The sequence below is a fragment of the Paenibacillus sp. FSL H7-0690 genome, assembly GCF_037980415.1.
Classification (GTDB): Bacteria; Bacillota; Bacilli; order Paenibacillales; family Paenibacillaceae; genus Paenibacillus_AQ; species Paenibacillus_AQ odorifer.
Genome location: NZ_CP150281.1, coordinates 1,302,298 through 1,317,501 on the forward strand (window position 1 = coordinate 1,302,298; position 15,204 = coordinate 1,317,501).

A 15,204-nucleotide genomic window follows, 5' to 3' on the forward strand; every position below is an offset into this window, starting at 1 on the left:
GAATTTAAATGCATGTATTGAATAACGATGGATAGAAGTAGCATTAGAAAAGCCACCAGAAAAGGTCTAATACACCTTGTGTTCTGGTGGTTTTTTACATTCGGCTAATTTGTATTTTATACATCACTAATTGAATAAATGTATAATCAATTGAGTCAAAAAAAGTATTTGACCACTGGAATAATTAGACATATTATTATTTAAATACTATTGATCTATATATGAATCATGATGGCGAAAGGTGGCTTTGATCATGAAGCAGATGACCATTCGTGCAGAACTGGCGGACTACCTCAAGAAGAATGGAATAACAATTAATCAATTCGCAGAGGTATCTAAAGTAAATTCAGGCACGATTAGCAACATTATGAATGGGAATCGTCCTATAGCCATGCAGCAATTAGATCGGATTACAAAAGGTATGGGATTAGAGGAAGGCTGCTTTTACGATATGTATGTGGAGGAGTGTTTTATACATTCCAATCCCAATTGGAGACGTCTTCGACCTTTTCTATATCGCTGTGCTGAACTAGATAAGCTGGAATGTATAAGCCGGGTGATTGGAATCATGATGGACAGCCTATCTTATACACACCCGTTGTTTGATACAGCAGAAGATTTCTTTGCACAAGGGAAATATGAAGCTGCAGCGTTGTTATACCGGAGTGTGGCGGAGAGTGAGAAGTATCAGCATTCAGAGCGGCTGGCTTTTTGCCAATACAGATTGTTTACGATTGCTCTAGGGGGCGATCAGGATGTGAATTTGCGGGCAGCGGTGCAGTTTGAGGGCTTTGTAAATCGGCTTGATGAAGTTGATCAGCTTGACGCACTGAAGGTTCTGGCGAATACATATAGCGCTTTGAGGCATTGGGATAAGGTAATGGTAATGACTAAGGAATTGGGCAAAAAAGCATCCATTCAATATAATTATAATAATGAGCGAGCCAGAAAAAACGGGGTACAAAAGGAACCTGCAATGCCCTTATTTTCATATATTTTATATTCTTATGTGTTACGTTCAGTAGTTTACAGAGAGCTTGGAGATTATGATAGAGCATTGCATTATATCAACCTTTACATGGACATGAGCTGGATTCGTGAGGATACGGAGGAAGCTTTGCAACTCATGAATCAATGTATGGGTTGGGCGCAGGCTAATATTTTTTTGCTGAAAATTTTAAAAGGTGATGCAGCAATGCTTCCGGAATATGTGACCTATATTGAAGATAGAAAAGAAGAATTTCTTCCAGGCCTGTTCAAAATCCTTCAGGCAGCCAACCACTATGATTTTAATGTGGATGATATTCTTCAGCGGTTTGAGCCAGAAATATCAGATTTTAGAGATCAGCAGCGAAATCTTAAATGTTATAATCGACAAATTATCGAAGACAGATACACTTTTTTTATGGCTGAAATAGCATTGTATTATATAAGAAGAGGAAAATATGAGCTTAGTATAAAATATATAATGGATAGTTTAGAGAATTCTGTAAGGATTAATAACGAATCATGTATAATTAAGTGTGTCGGAATGTTTGAGCAGCTTCGGCATATTGCATCTTTAGAAACGCAGAAAGAGTACCAGAATCTGCTTAGAATCAATGAAAAGAAAAATTGCTTTGTTATTGACAGTGCTTAGTAGTGATAGTTTCATAGAAGATATCAATCAAGAGAGTTCCCTGATTAAATCTGGAATCGCTTTTTTTGAATTCTAGTAATGCACTTCAATGTAAAATTAAGAATTTGACATATACCTCTAGAATATTTCATTAGGGAGGTAGTGTTAATGAATGATCAGGAAATTATCCAAAAGAGAATAGAGGGTGCTAGAAACAAACTTTATTTGATGGAGAGGCAACATGGAGGGCTTTCGCATCCAAATGTGATCAGACAGTCCATGAGATTAGATGAATTAATTAATCAGTACAATAAAGCAGTACATAGTGATAACGAGAATTGAAGAGAATGGTTAAAACACCCTACATAATGATATTGCAACTTCTGATGAAGTATAGAGCCAGCGCTGTGCGCGGGCTTTTTGGCTTGTTGGAGCTCATAAAATAAATCAATGCTGCACGCTTGTCATGCCCGTCTGCATATTGCGGCCAAGTCCCTCATAGACATGTACTAATCAATGCATTCAAAACAGGTTAAGGGGATGATGTCATGCGCCGGATAACATGGGTACTCGCGATCATTATGAGCGTGGCCCTGGTGATGACGGGGTGCGGGAAGAAGGATGCCGCTTCCGTAGTCAAGGATTTGAACAATGTGGCTGACAAGTTGGAAAGTAAGCAGGGAACGTACCAAGGTTCTGGCACAATGACCCTGTATACCGGGGAACAGCCGCAGGAGTATAAGGTAGAGGTATGGTACAAGAATCCTTCCTACTACCGGATCAGCTTGGCAAATGTTCAGAAGGATATTACGCAGATCGTACTTCGTAATGATGAGGGAGTATTCGTACTCACACCAAGTATGAATAAGAGCTTCCGCTTCCAAAGCGATTGGCCGGATGATCAAGGGCAGGTCTATCTGTATCAGACGTTGGTTCGTGGCATAGTTTCGGATAATAATCGCCAATTTGTGGAAGATGGGGATAACTATGTGTTCGAGGTAGCCGCGAATTATCAAAGCAATGCCCTTGTACGACAAAAGATTTGGCTTGATAAAAAGACTTATGAACCTAAACAGGTTCAAGTCTCGGATTCTGAAGCGAAGGTAGTTGTAAACGTGAAGTTTGACACCTTCAAATTCGATACGGATTTCACCAAGGATTCTTTTGATATGGAAAAGAACATGGCCTCGGGTAAGTCCGCAGAGAGCACAGTAGCTGAGGTTGATGAGAATGGTAATCCAATTACAGCTCCTGAAGGCCAAGAACCGGCTGAGCAACCAGTGGCTGCAGAGCTTGGAGACTTTGGGATCATTGAACCTGATTATATTCCAGCTGGTGTAGAGTTTAAGGACTCGCATAAATTGGAGGGCAACAAAGACCATGCTGTTCTCATCCGATATGATGGGATTTATCAGTACACTATTATGGAATCCCGTCCACTGGACCGTGCGGTAGCACTGGCGCCTGGAACCCTGAAAGACCTTGGTTTTACATGGGGAGTTCTGAGTGGGGATGAGCAGCAGACATTGACTTGGATGTCTGAGGGAGTAGAGTACCGAATTACAAGTGCCAATCTTCCTGCTAATGAAATGATGCAAATTGCCGCTTCTATGGAGGCACAATCGGGTAAATAATAAAAAGTAGGCGGATACTGCGTTTTGTGGGATTCTTTCCTCTACAACGTAGTATCCGCTTTTCTTTATTTGCCGGGGCTCCAGCACACATTGACAGCCACCTTCTGTAGCATTACCATTGGTACTAAGACAATGATTAATGCAATGCAGCAATGACGTTTTACTACAACGTAAGAAGGTGACTTGAAGTGCAAGCAAGCTATCGACCGACAGTAGCCGAAATTAATCTGGATGATTTGCGTGCCAATTACGAAGCCTTTCGCCGCTACTTGCCGGCAGAGACAAAGTTTATGGGATGCGTCAAAGGAAATGCGTACGGCCATGGAGCAGTGGAAGTGACACGGGAGCTGGAAAGACTCGGAGCAGATTATGTTAGTGTGGCTTTTTTGGATGAAGCATTGGAGCTGCGTCAGGCGGGAATACTGATTCCTATACTGGTGCTTGGCTACACTTCCCCAGAAGGAATAGCCGTTGCCTGGGAGAACCATGTAACTGTAACACTGTTCACACCGGAGGTACTGGAGGCTATAAGACAGCTTCCTATAGATCCGGAACATCGGCTGAAGGTGCATATCAAGATTGATAGCGGGATGGGACGACTGGGTCTTTTACCAGCTGACGCACCTGCATTTATCTCTGAAGTGCAGTCTGTTGCGCAGGCGGAGCTGGAGGGTATGTTTACCCATTTTGCCAAGGCAGACGAACAAGACAAAAGCTATACACTGGAACAGCATCGACGGTTCATGAGCGTGGCGGAAACGCTGCGGGAGCAGAACATTCAGATCCCGATCATACATACGGGCAATAGCGCTACGGCCATTGATTCACCTTATTTATCCAGCAACATGGTGCGTGTAGGCATCAGCTTGTACGGATTTTATCCCTCCACAGAGGTGAACCGTCAACTGGTAGAACTACGTCCGGTATTGACGCTGAAGACGCAGGTTGTATATGTCAAAAGCCTGCCTGCCGATTGGGGCGTCAGTTACGGCACTAGGTACATCACAGAGAGCGAGGAGATTATTGCAACGCTACCTGTGGGGTACGCAGATGGATATTCCCGCATGCTAACTGGCAAAGCGGAGGTGCTAATACGTGGACGCCGCGTTCCTGTCGTCGGAACAATCTGCATGGATCAGTGTATGGTATCACTCAAATCTTTCGCTGCAGAAGCGGAACAAATTAAAGCAGGCGAAGAAGTTGTTCTCATCGGCCGTCAAGCTGACGTGATGATCACGGCAGACGAGTTGGCTCTCCAGCTTGGAACAATTCACTACGAGGTTATCTGCATGTTGGCTCATCGGGTGCCCCGCGTTTATATAAGTGAAGGCACACTTCCTAAATTAGTAAATGCTCTGCTCACAAACTGAAAGTTCTTGACAGTGATGTTATACAAGGGAGAAAATAGAAGGAATTGTATCGTATTAGGAGATGTGACTAAAAGCCTATACGAACCACCATTTCTAGTTTATAATGGGATGCAGCATACTTGATATACTGGCGGCATATATTCCTTGTATAAAATTCCTTGTATATTGTAACACTGGAACACAAGGGCAGAAGGTTTGTGGGGGTGGAAGAGAAGGTGGCTAATTTGCAGAACACCAAAAGAATCATGATCAGCTTGCCCGATCATCTCTTGCAGGAAGTGGACGGAATTGTTCAATTGGAGAATTCCAACCGGAGTGAATTGATTAGGCAGGCCATGAAGCTGTACTTGAGCGAACGGAGGAAACGTTCCATCCGGGAGTCCATGCAGCGCGGCTACATGGAAATGGCTAAGATCAACTTGACCATGGCATGCGAGGCTTTCCTCGCGGAGGAAGATGCAGACAGCACTCTTGGCCGCTTAGTAAGCGGGGTGTAGACATTGATCGTTAAACGTGGCGATGTTTTTTTTGCTGATCTTTCGCCGGTTGTAGGTTCTGAACAAGGCGGAGTAAGGCCAGTTCTGGTCATCCAGAACGATATTGGCAATCGCTTTAGCCCGACGGTAATTGTGGCTGCAATCACAGCCCAAATCCAGAAGGCTAAGTTACCTACACATGTGGAAATTGACGCAGCTGCTCATGGCTTTGACAGAGATTCTGTTATTTTGCTGGAACAGGTTAGGACGATTGACAAACAACGCTTAACTGACAAGATCACCCACCTTGATGATGAAACGATGAAAAAGGTGGATGAATCGCTGCAAATCAGCCTTGGTCTGATTGATTTTTAATCACCCTAGGTTATAGATAACTCATGAGATTGGCGCTCGGGTACGAATCCGGGCGTCTTTTAATGTGCGTTTTTGCGTATAGTAAATAAAGAATCGTTAGGTCTTCACTTTTTGAAAATGATCTGATATTATTAGACCGTACGGTCGGTTTAGGAGGTGCTTAGAATCAAAGGACGCTCAGACGGAGAAGAAACTAAAAAAAGAATTGTGCGCAAGGCCACGCAGTTGTTTGTACAAAAGGGTTATGCTGCCGTAACTATGAATGAAGTTTGTGTAGCCTCGAATGTCAGTAAAGGCAGTCTGTATCACCATTTTCCGAGCAAGGATGAGCTTTTTCTATTTGTAGTGGAAGTGGATACGTTAGAGTGGCTGCAAGCGTGGGATGATAAGAAACAGGAAATTGTAGGGATCGAAGAACGATTTTATGCGTTAGCCGAACACTACGCAAATGATTTTCAGAATCCATTGATTCATGCGCTCGAGGAATTCTCCAGAAGCAGATGCCACCCGGAAGAGATTAGCAAGCGGCTTTCACTTCTTTATGAAGCAGCCTCACATGCTTGTCGTGATCTTTTGAAGGAAGGTATTGAAACGGGATATTTGGTAAAGGGCGACTTAGAGAACTATGTAATCATCGTGAGTGGCATGCTTGAAGGGATTGGAAGAGTTTCTGAATTCTCGATTCATGAGAAGACCCAGGAGGATATAAAAAAATATTACCGGGAAGCAGTAAATTTATTATTACAAGGGATCCGTACGGGGTAAGATAACGAGGGGCATGAAAAGAAGCTTTACATTCAGGAACATGAAGGCTGAAGCTTCTCAAAGGCACCGGAATAGGAAGGGTTATTTTTTTAATATTATTTAGACCGGATGGTCGGTCTTAACATGCATAATATTCGAAGTTTTGGCTTTAAACACACGGAGGGTTAATACAATGTCATTGTTACTTAGAAACAGAGGCGCTATGCTGCTTGTTATGCTTAATATTTTTCTGGCTTTTACTGGAATTGGGCTAGTAGTCCCAATAATGCCAACCTACATGAATGAGCTTGGGATCAGCGGAAGTACTGTCGGGCTCTTGGTCGCCTCCTTCTCGCTTGCCCAATTATTAATATCGCCATTTGCCGGCAGATTATCCGACAGAATCGGTAGAAAAAAGGTGATTGTAGCAGGTTTGATCGTGTTTGCGATATCGGAGCTGATTTTTGGTCTGGCCAATGTACCTTGGCTCTTGTTCGTTTCGAGATTGCTTGGTGGTGCAGGAGCTGCTTTAATTATGCCGGCAGTTATGGCTTATGTAGCGGACACGACTTCTTTTGAAGAGAGAGCTAAAGGAATGGGGCTAATTAATGCAGCCATTACCACCGGCTTTATTATTGGTCCTGGGATTGGAGGTTATCTTGCTGAGCTTGGAATGCGGGTACCCTTTTTCTGTGCAGCGGGTGCAGCTGGAGTTGCAGCTCTAATTACAGTTTTAATTTTGCCTGAGTCTCTATCTGAAGAGAAACGTAAGGAAGCGACGTTATCAAAAAATAATCAGGAAAGCTTCTTGACGCAGCTGATGCGTTCTTATCGCGAACCGTATTTTTTCGGCTTAATTATTGTATTTGTTATGGCTTTTGGGCTGGCTAATTATGAAACGGTGTTCGGATTGTTCGTGGACCATAAATTTGGCTTTACGCCTAAGGATATCGCTTTTGTAATTACCTTTGGTTCTATTGCAGGTGCGGTGGTGCAGGTGTCCGCGTTTGGCTGGATCTTGAATAAATTCGGGGAGAACAAGGTGATCTCCACTTGTCTTATAGTCTCATCATTGTTTATTCTGCTGACCTTGTTTGTAAGCGGCTTTTGGGCGATTATTACGGTTACCTTTATTGTGTTCTTTGCAATGGATATTCTGCGTCCAGCAGTAGGCACACAGCTTTCCAAGATGGCCGGAGAATCGCAGCAAGGTTTCGTAGCGGGAATGAACTCAGCTTATACAAGTCTCGGAAATATTGCTGGGCCTATCGTCGCAGGGTATTTGTTTGATCTTAGTATTAACTTCCCATATGGGGCAGCCGCGCTCGTTCTGGCTTTGTGTTTTGTATTGTCACTGAGTTCCGGAAAACGGGGAATGGGACAGCGGGCGTAATCGCCGAATCCGGGCTCTGACCACTCTACCATGCCTCGCTTTATCGCACAGCGGTTCAGTACAAAGCGCGCTATTCGGGCTGGTCTTTGGTGCAGAGCCGAATCTGTGATACTATTTTAATTATGAGATCAAGATATGTATAAGCAGATTGTGTACGGGAAGAGGGATACTAATGGCGGTAGATAACAGCAATACGGAAGTCATTACGGATGAGGCAAACGCACAGCGGGAGCAGGAATTGATAACCGTAGCGATTGCCAAGGAATTGAACATTAGTCTGAAACAGGTACGCACTACGGTAGGACTGCTGGATGAGGGAAATACCATTCCGTTCATCGCCAGATATCGGAAGGAAATGACGGGTGAGCTGGACGAGAATGCGCTTCGTGATATTGAAGAACGGCTGGGTTATCTTCGCAATCTAGGCGAACGTAAAAAAGACGTTATACGCAATATTGAAGAGCAGGGTAAGCTGACCAAAGAGCTTCATGAGCAAATTATCAATGCGGTCAAGCTTCAGGAAGTAGAGGACTTGTATCGTCCCTTCAAGCAAAAGCGTAAGACGCGGGCTAGTGTTGCGAAGGAAAAAGGACTTGAGCCGCTTGCTAACTGGATCTTGGAGCAGCAAAGACAAGGGGATCCACAGACTGAAGCATCGAAATATATTGATGTGGAAAAGGGAGTAGAGAGCGCAGACCAAGCGCTGCAAGGCGCACTGGATATCATTGCCGAGAACATAGCAGATGATCCTGCGATCCGCTCTTGGGTTCGCCAGTATACAGCAAGTCAAGGTATTCTTGTGTCTGAAGCAAAGGATGCAGAACAAGAATCTGTATACGAAAATTACTATAGTTACCGTGAACCTGTACACAAAATGCCACCTCACCGCATCCTAGCAATTAACCGTGGTGAGCGTGAAAATATATTAAAGGTAGGCATTGAGGTCGTCACTGATAAAATTCATGCCTATATCGCACGGAAGATCATTAAAGGGCCATCCCCGGTGAAGGAACTGCTGGAAGCAGTGACTGAGGATGCCTACAAACGTTTGATTGCTCCTTCTGTAGAGCGTGAAGTTCGTGGAGAGATGACCGAACGTGGGGAGAACCAGGCGATTTCGATCTTCTCTGGCAATCTACGTAGCCTTCTGCTGCAACCGCCAGTGAAGGGACGTTGTGTGCTGGGTGTTGACCCTGCATACCGTACTGGCTGTAAGCTGGCTGTTGTAGACGATACAGGTAAGCTGCTAGAGGTAGCTGTGACCTATCCGACGCCGCCGAACAACAAGAAGCTCGAAGCTGCTGCTAAGTTCAAAGAGTTGATTGCTAAGTACGGCATTCAGCTCATCGTAATCGGCAATGGTACAGGCTCGCGTGAAACGGAGCAGTTTACAGCAGAAGTGATTGCCGAGATTGGCAATCCAGAGCTGGCGTACCTGATCGTTAATGAAGCGGGAGCGAGTGTCTATTCGGCTTCCAAGCTGGCGCAGGAGGAATTCCCGGATCTGGATGTAGCGGAGCGCAGCGCGGCTTCTATCGCCCGTCGTGTGCAAGACCCGCTGGCGGAGCTGGTGAAAATCGATCCGAAAGCTATTGGTGTGGGACAGTACCAGCATGACGTCTCCCAAAAGCATCTGGAGGAGAGTCTTAAAGCCGTCGTGGAATCAGCGGTAAACCATGTTGGCGTGGATGTGAACACGGCATCTCCTGCCTTGCTTTCTTATGTGGCAGGAGTTAATGGAACAATTGCTAAGAATATCGTTAAATTCCGGGAAGAGAACGGCAAGTTCACGACTCGGAAGCAGCTGCAAAAGGTACCTCGTCTAGGTGCCAAGTCCTATGAGCAATGTATCGGCTTCCTGCGGATTCCAGGTGGAGACAACACCTTGGACCGCACGCCTATTCACCCCGAGTCCTATCCGGTGGTGGATCGTTTGTTCCGTGAGCTAAGCCTCGATGTGAATAAGCTTGGCAGCAAAGAAGTGGCCTCACAGCTTGAGGTGCAAAATGCCGAGGAGCTGGCTGTGAAGCTGGATGTCGGCGTGCCTACGCTGCGCGACATCCTGGAGAGCTTGCAGCGTCCGGGCCGCGATCCGCGCGAGGAGCTGCCGCTGCCGATCTTCCGCACTGATGTGCTGAAGATCGAGGACCTGATTCCTGGCATGGAAATGCAGGGAACCGTCCGCAATGTTATCGATTTCGGCGCATTCGTCGATATCGGCATCAAAAACGATGGGCTGGTGCATATTTCCCAGCTCAGCGGCAGCTTTGTGAAGCACCCGATGGACGTTGTCTCCGTAGGAGACAATGTCACCGTCTGGGTGATGGGGGTTGACCTGAAGAAGGGCCGGGTCAGCTTGACGATGCGTCCGCCGCGTGTTGAGGCGGGAAGCGTAAAGTAGACAGATCGCAGGGATCCTCAAAGAACGACAACAAGAAGCCAGTCTCCATTATTGGGGACTGGCTTCTTGTTAATTATTTTCAGCTGGAACCCTTTTTGTCATTATAGAAGTGAAGGACGTGCACTCTTTGGGTAAGTTTAGAGTAACAGTTGAACTAATGGCTTATTACTAGGAGGAGATAGATGTGGGAAATCCATTGAAAGAATTAAAAAATAGTGTGAATGGCCTGAAGCAATCCCTTGACGGAGTTAAGCAATCAGTAGAGGGGTTGAAAGAACCTATAGATGAGATGAAGGGAAACATTCAGATCACGTTGGAGCAGGCGAAGGACAGATCTGAGGGATTCAAATCGGAGATCAATCGTATGAAGGAATGTGTGGAGGAAACTAAGCTGGTTGTTAATGAGGCGAAGGAAACGGTAATGGAGGCGGGTGAGGTGCTTTACACTCAGAAACGCTATAAAAGATTGTTGAAGAAGCAAAACCGAAAAACGCAGCCTGCAAAGGCAGGCCGCCGTTTACTATAATCAGCCGGAAGTCCAAACATTTACCGCAGTTACGAAATCTTTTTAATTATAGGAATGAGAAGGAACCGCATTTAAAAAAATCTGCAACAGCTCATTTACCGAAGCCTCCATATTGGAACGTTGCTCAGCTGCAAGCCAATCCTCTTGAATGATGATATAGCTGCAGGAGCTGCTTTTTAAATAGCTGTATATTATTTGTGCTTCGTCAATTTCATGGCGGCCGATCGCTGCCGGGGTCTGATTGGGTTCACTGTGAAAAGTGGTCATAATCGCTGACTTTATTGCCGCTTGCAGGTGGGTGATATCCGGTTGATCATATTGTAGCTTGGTATGGGACAGGATACGGTTGCCCTTGAGCAGAATGAGTTTAAGCGTCTGTTCATTCATGGCCTCAAGAACTGCAATATTCTGATTCTCTTGAGCGAATTCGATGACCTTCTCTTTGTGAATCAGGAAGCTGACAGCTCCAATATAGTCCCTGTATTTGGCGGCGGTTTCGAAGTCATAGTGCTCCGCGGCCACTGCCATCCGCTGCTCCATTTCCTCGAGGATGCTGGAATCTGAGCCGTTTAGTAAGCCAATGACCCGATCAATAATTTTATTATATTGAACAGCGGCATCTCCGCCTGCACACATCCCTATGCATAGGCCAAGCGAATGGTTTAGGCATAGGGAATTTTTAAAGCTAGGGTTGCTGCAAAGGATTTTTGAGCTTTCTTTAATGCCTTGTACTGCCCGTTCAACCGTGCTTCTGCTTGTATAGGGACCCAAAACCTGAGTGCCTTCTTTGACCGCAGGATCATACGTAATCTCTAACGAACGTATTTTTTCATCCGCTCCTATTACGATATAGGTATAAGCCTGCGGATTTTTCATTTTTTTATTGTACATGGGTTTGATCTCTTTAATTAATTTGCATTCCAGCATAAAGGCTTCGAATTCGGTATCCGTAAGGATGATTTCCAGATCTTTAATATTTCTTACAAGCTGCTTAACCTTTGGGGAATGAGATTTTGAGTTTTGAAAATAAGATTGGACTCTCCGTTTTAACTGTTTTGCCTTGCCAACATATATAATATGACCGAGATTATCCTTCATGAGATAAACGCCGGGAGTTAGGGGAAGGCTTTTAAGTTTTTCTGTTAAATGAATGGTAACCCCGCCCTCTCATAAGAGTTGTATGATTGATAGTTTTAGTATAAGCTTGCAACCTTCATTTGTTCAAATCAGTCTAAAGAGTGAAGGATCGAAGCTAAGGAGGGATCTTATGTACTTCGCAAAAAAAATCGGTGGGCTGGCGCTGATAGCAGCAATGTTATGGCTTACAGCATGTAGCGGAACGCCAGAAGCAGGGACGGAGCCGAAGCAGACGCCTGAGCAGTCACAAGAGCAGACGGAAAAGCAGAAGCCAGAGCAGACACCAGAGCAGACGGAAAAGCAGAAGCCAGAGCAGACACAAAAGCAGACGCCAGAGCAGACATCAACTGCACAGTCAGCGGTTACTACGGAATCACCACAGGAGACTGAGACATCAAGTACGGGGCAGCCGCAGGATCTAGAGGGATTACCGCCATCAGTTGAGGAAGCAGCGACGACGGTTATAAGGTCAATTAAAAACAAGGATATGAAGCAATTAGCGGCATGGGTACATCGGGATAAAGGGCTACGTTTCTCTCCATATGCATACGTGGATACAAAAAATGATCTTGTATTCACCCGGGAGGAAGTAGAAGGATTAATGAATGACTCTACCAAAAGAGTCTGGCGAACATTTGCTGGCTCCGGTGATTTAATCGAGCTGACATTCGCAGATTACTACAAGCGGTTTGTTTATGATGCGGACTTCATTCAGAAGGCCGAAATTGCTGTGAACAAGGGGCTTGGGCAAGGGACGACGATCAATAACTTAAACGAAGTGTATCCTAAGGAGCAATATGATTTCGTTGAATATCATATTGCTGGTATCGATCCTTCTGTCGAGGGTATGGATTGGCGCAGCCTGCGCCTAGTCTTCGAAAAGATCGGAGAAGACCATGCATTAGTCGGCATTATTCATGATCAATGGACGCCTTAGCTTACGGACCCAGATGGCGCTATTATGGACGCCTTAGCTTACCGACCCAGATGATGCTATTATGGACGCCTTAGCTTACGGACTCAGATGGCGCTATTATGGACGCTGTTTGCCTGCTTCAACTAATTATTCACGTCCGTTGGTATACGCTGATCCTTACGGACCCAGATGACGCTATTCGCGTGTTTTTAGCGATTAGGGCATAGTTTCGGACTCCAGTGCAGCTATTCATTAGAAAAAGGCATATCTATGGTGCTTTTTGTGCCAATAGCGACGATGGAGTCCTTTAGTAGTCCAAATGTGCGATTATACTGCGAATAAGGTCATCTGGGTCCGATAGCTACTGCAACCCCATCCGCTGCAAATCCTTCTGTTGCACACCTAGTTGCTGCACACCTAACTGATGCACACCTAGTTACTGCATACCTAACTCCTACACACCTAACTGTTGCACCTAGCGGTTGCACACCATCTGCTACGTTCGCATACCGCAAACATTGGAACATCGCTGATCTGTATCTTGTTTTTGGGTACCTGCTTCAGCGGATTTTCATATTCGTTGATACAGGATGAGCCTTACGGACCTAGATGACGCTATTCGCGTGTTTTTAGCGATTAGGGCATAGTTTCGGACTCCAGTGCAGCTATTCATTAGAAAAAGGCATATCTATGGTGCTTTTTGTGCCAATAGCGACGGTGGAGTCCGATAGTATCGTGAAATTGGCATTTTTCTGCGAATAAGGTCATCTGGGTCCGATAGAAGCTACGTCCGTGCAAATATGATCTAATCGCTCGAAGTTTGATGTTCATCCCCGTCAAGTAGCCTCTTGCACACAAAAATGATCTAATCCCTGGAAGTTTGATGTTCATCCCCATCAAGTAGCTTCATGCACACAAAAATGACCTAATCGCTCGAAGTTTGATGTTCATCCCCATCAAGTAGCTTCATGCACACAAATATGATCTAATCGCTCGAAGTCTGATGTTCATCCCCGTCTAGTAGCTTCATGCACACAAAAATGACTTAATCGCTCGTAGTTTGATAATCATCACTGCCAAGTAATCAGCATTTCTGAGCCTGAGTTAGCTTGCGAACCCAGCGACGTTATTTGTAAATTTATTGCGATTGGAGCACAGTTCGGGCCCAGTGCAGCTATTCGTTAGAAATAGGCCCATATGGGATGTTTTTTAAGACAATAGCAATTATGTAGTTCGATAGCGGCTGCATCCGTTACCTTATCATTCGGAGTTTGGAGTTTGGAGTTGGGATAAAGGGCGAAGGAACAACAAACAAGGGATGCTTCAGCAGCCATATGATGGCTTTTGAGGCATCCCTTATTTGCTTATAAAAATGAACTTAGATACCTGAGGAAAGGGAAGAGAGGCGAAGGGGAACTTTAGAACTGTAAGAGTGATAATGCCCTCCCTATAGCTTTCCACAGGAAAGCCATCTTCGTAAGCATAAGCTTCTCCGTATCTCAGCCGTCATAAACGGCAGCTGGAAATCCAAATATTCACCGCAGCTGCGACTGACCCTTAACTCTAAAACCCTCAAGTTCAATTTATATTATTGTGCCGCGCTAGACGAATAAGAGGCGGAGCCAGTTACAGGTTGAGCGATAGCTTTGTATCCATCTGGCAGATAAGTGGCAACAGATGCTTTTGTGATCACCTGCGCGTACATTTTCCCTGGTTCAGGAGCAGTCACGTTAAAGTAAATCACAGCTGTATTGTCTTTACCAAATTCGATTCGCTCAATCACCAGCCCATACCCGGGGTTAGGTAGATTATTAACGGTAAGGGTGGCTTTATTTACGCCTTCACCCGCTTTGGTCAACGTAACCTCTGTTTCGTAGGTTGGAGTAGTGGGACTGCCATTAGATACAATTACACGTTTAGCAAAAGCGGCTGCATCATAGATCAGAGCGGCTGCTTCAGAGCGGGTAATAGCATCATTCGGCCGGAAACTACCGTTCTTATCGAGTGTGGCAATATGTGTATTCAGCAGGATCTGGAGACTATTTATAACCTCTGTAGAGAGTTTATCGCCATCCTTAATGTCTACATACATCAGCGTAACAGGGAAGTTACCTTTACTTTGCAACGCTTGCGTCAATAAGTGCGCGAACTGAGCACGGGTGATAGTTCCATTAGGATCCACTGTCCGGTCGAGTGAAAGGCCATTTTGCTTGGCAGTCAGGAAAGCCGAAGCATACCAGGCCTTGTCGTTCACTTTATCAAAATAATCACTGGCTTTGGAAGAACTACTACCTGCCGCTGGTTGCGGAGTCAGATTCAGACCCCCAACGATGAATTGTATCCCTTGCGCAAAGCTTACTTTAGATTTAGGAGCAAACTTATCTTTGTCTACTCCGTTTATAATCCCCTCTTTATGCAAAGAGTTGATTTTTGCTTCCGCAGGATCACCTTTCAAATCTGAAAAAGCAAAAGCGGATGCCCCAAAAGACACACTCGCTGCCAAAATGCCGCAGGCTATAGTCATTTTTTTAGCGTTATTTATGAATAATGGTTTTTTCATTTGCGTCACCTCCATACTCTTAGATGGTAGATTAGACCAAAATGTTGCATAGAA

The 15,204-nt window shown here is 45.0% G+C and carries 13 protein-coding genes; 11 read left to right on the top strand and 2 right to left on the bottom strand.

The window, feature by feature from the left end; translation table 11 throughout:
• The first annotated feature begins 253 nt into the window (after positions 1-253).
• From MHI32_RS05735 to MHI32_RS05780, 10 genes are all read left to right on the top strand, one after another.
• A complete protein-coding gene (locus MHI32_RS05735) occupies positions 254-1,639 on the top strand; it encodes a helix-turn-helix transcriptional regulator (protein WP_076194858.1) in 1,386 nt (461 codons plus the stop codon).
• A 147-nt stretch (positions 1,640-1,786) separates the two neighbouring features.
• Complete coding sequence (locus MHI32_RS05740) at positions 1,787-1,960, top strand: aspartyl-phosphate phosphatase Spo0E family protein (RefSeq protein WP_076129534.1); 174 nt, start codon at positions 1,787-1,789, stop codon at positions 1,958-1,960.
• A 206-nt stretch (positions 1,961-2,166) separates the two neighbouring features.
• Positions 2,167-3,252 carry an outer membrane lipoprotein carrier protein LolA gene (locus tag MHI32_RS05745; protein ID WP_076129533.1) on the top strand — a complete coding sequence of 362 codons (1,086 nt, stop codon included), beginning with the start codon at positions 2,167-2,169 and terminating at the stop codon, positions 3,250-3,252.
• 188 nt (positions 3,253-3,440) lie between these two features.
• The gene (alr, locus tag MHI32_RS05750) at positions 3,441-4,622 is read left to right on the top strand and encodes an alanine racemase (protein WP_036686775.1); all 1,182 of its coding nucleotides are present in this window, start codon (positions 3,441-3,443) and stop codon (positions 4,620-4,622) included.
• 215 nt (positions 4,623-4,837) lie between these two features.
• Positions 4,838-5,119 carry a CopG family ribbon-helix-helix protein gene (locus MHI32_RS05755; protein WP_025698676.1) on the top strand — a complete coding sequence of 94 codons (282 nt, stop codon included), beginning with the start codon at positions 4,838-4,840 and terminating at the stop codon, positions 5,117-5,119.
• Between the two features lie 3 nt (positions 5,120-5,122).
• On the top strand, positions 5,123-5,473 hold the full coding sequence (locus tag MHI32_RS05760; RefSeq protein ID WP_036686777.1) for a type II toxin-antitoxin system PemK/MazF family toxin: 351 nt from the start codon (positions 5,123-5,125) through the stop codon (positions 5,471-5,473).
• Positions 5,474-5,629: 156 nt separating this feature from the next.
• Positions 5,630-6,238: a TetR/AcrR family transcriptional regulator gene (locus MHI32_RS05765; RefSeq protein WP_081383506.1), complete on the top strand. Its 609-nt coding sequence runs from the start codon at positions 5,630-5,632 to the stop codon at positions 6,236-6,238.
• Between the two features lie 172 nt (positions 6,239-6,410).
• The gene (locus MHI32_RS05770; RefSeq protein WP_076100052.1) at positions 6,411-7,610 is read left to right on the top strand and encodes an MFS transporter; all 1,200 of its coding nucleotides are present in this window, start codon (positions 6,411-6,413) and stop codon (positions 7,608-7,610) included.
• Positions 7,611-7,782: 172 nt separating this feature from the next.
• On the top strand, positions 7,783-10,011 hold the full coding sequence (locus tag MHI32_RS05775) for a Tex family protein (RefSeq protein ID WP_076280193.1): 2,229 nt from the start codon (positions 7,783-7,785) through the stop codon (positions 10,009-10,011).
• A gap of 184 nt (positions 10,012-10,195) precedes the next feature.
• Positions 10,196-10,537, top strand: coding sequence for a hypothetical protein (locus tag MHI32_RS05780; protein WP_340012013.1), 342 nt, complete (start codon positions 10,196-10,198; stop codon positions 10,535-10,537).
• A gap of 42 nt (positions 10,538-10,579) precedes the next feature.
• Here the strand turns inward: MHI32_RS05780 and MHI32_RS05785 are convergent, their stop codons facing one another.
• A complete protein-coding gene (locus MHI32_RS05785) occupies positions 10,580-11,635 on the bottom strand; it encodes a GIY-YIG nuclease family protein (protein WP_340012014.1) in 1,056 nt (351 codons plus the stop codon).
• Positions 11,636-11,804: 169 nt separating this feature from the next.
• Between MHI32_RS05785 and MHI32_RS05790 the strand changes: the two genes are divergently transcribed.
• The gene (locus MHI32_RS05790) at positions 11,805-12,611 is read left to right on the top strand and encodes a hypothetical protein (RefSeq protein ID WP_340012015.1); all 807 of its coding nucleotides are present in this window, start codon (positions 11,805-11,807) and stop codon (positions 12,609-12,611) included.
• A gap of 1,567 nt (positions 12,612-14,178) precedes the next feature.
• Here MHI32_RS05790 and MHI32_RS05795 read toward each other — a convergent pair.
• Positions 14,179-15,150 (bottom strand): S-layer homology domain-containing protein, encoded by a 972-nt coding sequence (locus MHI32_RS05795; RefSeq protein WP_076187528.1) that lies wholly within the window; start codon positions 15,148-15,150, stop codon positions 14,179-14,181.
• Positions 15,151-15,204: the final 54 nt, after the last annotated feature.

Excerpts from the sequence above, each read along its gene's own strand:
- MHI32_RS05735 (WP_076194858.1), top strand. The coding sequence starts at position 254 with ATGAAGCAGATGACCATTCGTGCAGAACTGGCGGACTACCTCAAGAAG.
- MHI32_RS05740 (WP_076129534.1), top strand. The coding sequence starts at position 1,787 with ATGAATGATCAGGAAATTATCCAAAAGAGAATAGAGGGTGCTAGAAAC.
- MHI32_RS05745 (WP_076129533.1), top strand. The coding sequence starts at position 2,167 with ATGCGCCGGATAACATGGGTACTCGCGATCATTATGAGCGTGGCCCTG.
- MHI32_RS05770 (WP_076100052.1), top strand. The coding sequence starts at position 6,411 with ATGTCATTGTTACTTAGAAACAGAGGCGCTATGCTGCTTGTTATGCTT.
- MHI32_RS05775 (WP_076280193.1), top strand. The coding sequence starts at position 7,783 with ATGGCGGTAGATAACAGCAATACGGAAGTCATTACGGATGAGGCAAAC.
- MHI32_RS05785 (WP_340012014.1), bottom strand. The coding sequence starts at position 11,635 with ATGAAGGATAATCTCGGTCATATTATATATGTTGGCAAGGCAAAACAG.
- MHI32_RS05790 (WP_340012015.1), top strand. The coding sequence starts at position 11,805 with ATGTACTTCGCAAAAAAAATCGGTGGGCTGGCGCTGATAGCAGCAATG.
- MHI32_RS05795 (WP_076187528.1), bottom strand. The coding sequence starts at position 15,150 with ATGAAAAAACCATTATTCATAAATAACGCTAAAAAAATGACTATAGCC.